Here is a 3,754-nt window from a genome sequence, read left to right on the forward strand (position 1 = left end):
TCGTAGAAAGTTCATTCTCTGCACTGCTTGCGCAATGACGGCAACAGAATATTTTCGGCGCTATGGCGTCGGACTGCGAATGGATTTCTACTGCGTCGATGGCCGATTGAATATTTGCCCAGCCTCTATGCGTCCGATCGATTGGGGGGCAGTGGGAAACCCTGGACGCGGAGCGAGTGGCATTCCTGTGGGGCGTTGCCCTTCGGGCCGCGCTTTCGGCTGCGCCGGAACCACGCCGGCGGCGTGTTTCCGCCATTCGGCTTCAATCGCTAACGCAAGAAGCGGCGGGTGCGCCAATCTCGCGCCAGCCGCTTCGTCGCATCGCTCCCTGGCTGGTCTGGCTCAGTCGCCTACGCCGGACTCATGAGGGCGGCATGCCATCCCGGCCTCGACGGCCAGGCAGCGTAAAGCGCCGGATGCACGATCACCGGCAAGACCGAGCCGATCGCATCGCGTTTCACGGTGTTCTTCGGCATTGCCAATGACGGCAACACGAAGGTGCGGCGGGCCCGCGGTGTCGCCGCGAAAAACGGTGTCCGAAAACCTTGCCTTCGAGGGGCAGGGCGATTGTGACCGACACGGTGCTGCCGTCGTCATTTGCGAAATCCCGCTATCACCTGTCGTATTCCAGATCATTTCTACCTGCGCCGTCGACCTCGCGGCCTCGAATGGATTGGGTCTGACCGAAGACCGGCTTCGCCTCGATCGTCTTCCCGCAACAGCCGCCGCCGGCTTTTTTCCGCAGCGCGTGCCGCGCTTTGCATCGCGAAGCAAAAAAGCCGTCGGCGGCCGTCAGGCGCTGACGCTGGGCCCTTCGGGTGCGGTCCGATCGTCCCCGGTCGAACGACCCCCATCGAGGTCGCGATTGGCGCGGCCCGATTGGAAAAAGGGAATACGACAATGGCGACCATCGGCACCTTCACCAAGACCGAGAACGGCTTCACCGGCACGGTCAAAACCCTGAGCCTCAACGTCAAGACCGTGAAGTTCGTCCCCGCGGAGGGCGACAGCGAGCGCGGCCCCGACTTCCGCATCTACGCAGGTGCAACGGATTTTGGCGCAGCCTGGAAGAAGACCGCCCGCGAGACGCAGCGCGAATATCTCTCCGTCAAGCTGGACGATCCGAGCTTCCCCGCGCCGATCTATGCGAGCCTCGTCGAGACCGAGGACGGCACGAGCCACAACCTCATCTGGTCCCGCCGCAACGGCGATTGAGGAGAGACCAATCAGGGAGCCCCGCTCACGAGCGGGGCTTCGTCATGTTCATGGCCGCGCCTTCTGAAGGACGATCCCCGTGCTATCTTCACCGCCGCCAGCAAGGCTCAGCAGGCCGCCGATTGGACGCATGCCCGGCAGCCCCACATCGAGGAGATGGCAGCATGACCAGCACCATCTCCAACGGCAAAGAATTTCAAAAAGGGACTGGACTGTCAGGATGCTGCGGAACTGACCGCTTCCTTCCTTCTGGCGGACCTCGGCATCGCCTACCATCCGCGCGAGGATCACGTGGCCTACGTCGCCTCCTGGCTCAGGGTGCGAGCGCCCGCCTTCGGCAGGCGCGAGTGCGCGTTACTCTCCCATCGTGCCGCCGGACCCGCAAAGTCAACGGCTTCGCCGTTCCCCTCCGCGGAAGCCGCAAGGCTCCCGCTCCGGTGACTGTGCGGGGCCCCCGGGCGCCGCTTTGGAGTTGTACCGCTCGCGGTGAGCGGCAGCACCAGGAGATATCCATGCAAATCTCGACGTCCATCGATCCCGTCTTCGTCTTCGGATCCAACCTTGCAGGTCGCCACGGCAAAGGCGCCGCCCTCTGGGCTCGACAGCACCGTGGTGCGATCTACGGCCAGGGTGTCGGGCCCCAAGGGAACGCTTATGCGATCCCCACCAAGGATCGGCAGTTACGTGTGCTTCCGCTGGAGACCATCCGTGGCTATGTCGACCAGTTCCTTGGGTACGCGAACCGACGCGCGGACCTCCGCTTCGAAGTCACGCCCATCGGGTGTGGTCTGGCGGGATACCGGCCGAACCAGATCGCCCCGATGTTCGCCGGCGCTCCGGCGAACGTGATCCTGCCGGACGTCTTCCTCGCTGTGCTGGCCGCAGGTCCCTTCTGATCGAACCCAGGCTTCGCTGTCAGGACAGGCATCTTCAAAACGAATCGAACTACGCGAGCACGCTCGCGTCGCGCTTCCTTGCCGGAAGTTTTGCTTGGGGCGCTGCCCCCGGCGCGGCGCAAGGGATCGCTGGCGCTCGTCCGGGACGGTCTCCCCGACCTTCCGCGCCCCGGACCCGTGTCCGGGGCTTGTGCAGGCCGGGTGATCCCCCTCCGTCCCGGCCGCCCTTGCACCTTGCACCCCCGGTCTCGCCGACGGGCAGGGTTGCAGCGCAGCGCTGCGCTTTAACCCAAGCCCGATTAAGGAGAATGATCCATGACCTTGATGACCCTGACCCCGAACGAGCAGCCTGTTTCGAGCGGCTTTCGCGTGGACGTGTCACGCGGCGAGCGTGTTGGCCGCGTATCGTCGGAATGGTTTTCCCGCCCGGATGACGAGCGTTATCTGAGCCTCACCGATCTCTATGATGCGGTACGCCGCCGCGCCGAATCCGCAGAGGTCCGCACCGTGGAAAGTCGCGCCGTCAAGGTGGAGGCTGTCAGAGACAATGCCGAGCGGTTGGCCCTGCTGGTGCCGGGACGCGACGAACCGGTGGCGCCCACACATTGGAGTTTCGGCCAGCTCTGCACCTTGGTCGGTGCCCCATCATCCTATATGCGGCAGCTTCCCGCAGCCTTGGCCGGGATCAACCTGCAACATGGCTTGCTCTCACACCGCGCTGAGCTCTTGAAAACACTGGAAACCGATGACGGTCGCCTCACGCTTCGCGCCGTCACCGGCCCGGATTACGGGCGCATCTGGGATCACGAGCTTGTCGCCGCCGTGATTGACATCGCGGGCAATGGCACCGGCGACACCATGTGGAAGGTGCCGGGCGTGCTGGATTGGGCGACCATGACCCACAATCCGTTCGTGGACATCACCAAGGATACCACGACGCTTTACGCCAGCGACCGCGACGTGTTCCTGTTTCTGGTGGATGATACCCATCCTATCGAGGCGGGACGCTTGGCGAACGGATCGCCGGATTTGTATTTCCGGGGTTTCTATTGCTGGAACTCGGAAGTCGGATCGAAGACGCTCGGCATCGCCTCTTTCTATCTCCGCGCGGTGTGCATGAACCGCAATCTCTGGGGTGTCGAGAATTTTGAGGAGATCACGATCCGGCATTCCAAATTTGCCGCACAGCGTTTTGCCCACGAGGCCGCGCCTGCGCTGACGAGTTTCGCCAATTCCTCACCCGCCCCGTTCATCGCCGGGATCAAGGCATCGCGGGAGCGGATCGTCGCCCGTAGCGACGAGGACCGCGAGAGCTTTCTGCGCAAGCGGGGTTTCTCCAAATCGGAGACGGCGAAGATCATCGAGACCGTGTTGAGCGAAGAACATCGCAAGCCCGAGAGCATCTTCGATTTCGTGCAGGGCATCACGGCGCTCGCGCGAGCTAAGACCCATCAGGACACCCGCCTCGAATTGGAGGGCAAGGCGCGGAGGCTGTTGGAGCGCGCCGCCTGACGCAAACGAGCCGCGCGGCAATCGATGCCGCGCGGCTCGCCGTCTGCCTGGAGTTCCCGACATCGTTGAATCGTCAATTTGCGCCGATCCGCAATTTGCGGATCGGCGGCGACCGCGCGTTCCCCGCGGTC

At 63.7% G+C, this 3,754-nt stretch carries 4 protein-coding genes; all 4 read left to right on the forward strand.

From position 1 onward, the window contains the following. The first annotated feature begins 900 nt into the window (after positions 1-900). The 4 genes from ACT4OC_RS15935 to ACT4OC_RS15950 all read left to right on the forward strand — a co-directional run bounded on the left by ACT4OC_RS15935 (position 901) and on the right by ACT4OC_RS15950 (position 3,623). On the forward strand, positions 901-1,215 hold the full coding sequence (locus ACT4OC_RS15935; RefSeq protein WP_444839969.1) for a DUF736 domain-containing protein: 315 nt from the start codon (positions 901-903) through the stop codon (positions 1,213-1,215). 231 nt (positions 1,216-1,446) lie between these two features. Further along, on the forward strand, positions 1,447-1,656 hold the full coding sequence (locus ACT4OC_RS15940; RefSeq protein WP_444839971.1) for a hypothetical protein: 210 nt from the start codon (positions 1,447-1,449) through the stop codon (positions 1,654-1,656). A 71-nt stretch (positions 1,657-1,727) separates the two neighbouring features. Further along, complete coding sequence (locus tag ACT4OC_RS15945) at positions 1,728-2,111, forward strand: A1S_2505 family phage non-structural protein (protein ID WP_444839970.1); 384 nt, start codon at positions 1,728-1,730, stop codon at positions 2,109-2,111. A 321-nt stretch (positions 2,112-2,432) separates the two neighbouring features. Continuing rightward, positions 2,433-3,623: a DUF932 domain-containing protein gene (locus ACT4OC_RS15950; RefSeq protein WP_444839972.1), complete on the forward strand. Its 1,191-nt coding sequence runs from the start codon at positions 2,433-2,435 to the stop codon at positions 3,621-3,623. Positions 3,624-3,754 lie beyond the last annotated feature (131 nt).

It is taken from the genome of Bradyrhizobium sp. (assembly GCF_052389815.1).
Classification (GTDB): Bacteria; Pseudomonadota; Alphaproteobacteria; order Rhizobiales; family Xanthobacteraceae; genus Bradyrhizobium.

Excerpts from the sequence above, each read along its gene's own strand:
- ACT4OC_RS15935 (WP_444839969.1), top strand. The coding sequence starts at position 901 with ATGGCGACCATCGGCACCTTCACCAAGACCGAGAACGGCTTCACCGGC.
- ACT4OC_RS15945 (WP_444839970.1), top strand. The coding sequence starts at position 1,728 with ATGCAAATCTCGACGTCCATCGATCCCGTCTTCGTCTTCGGATCCAAC.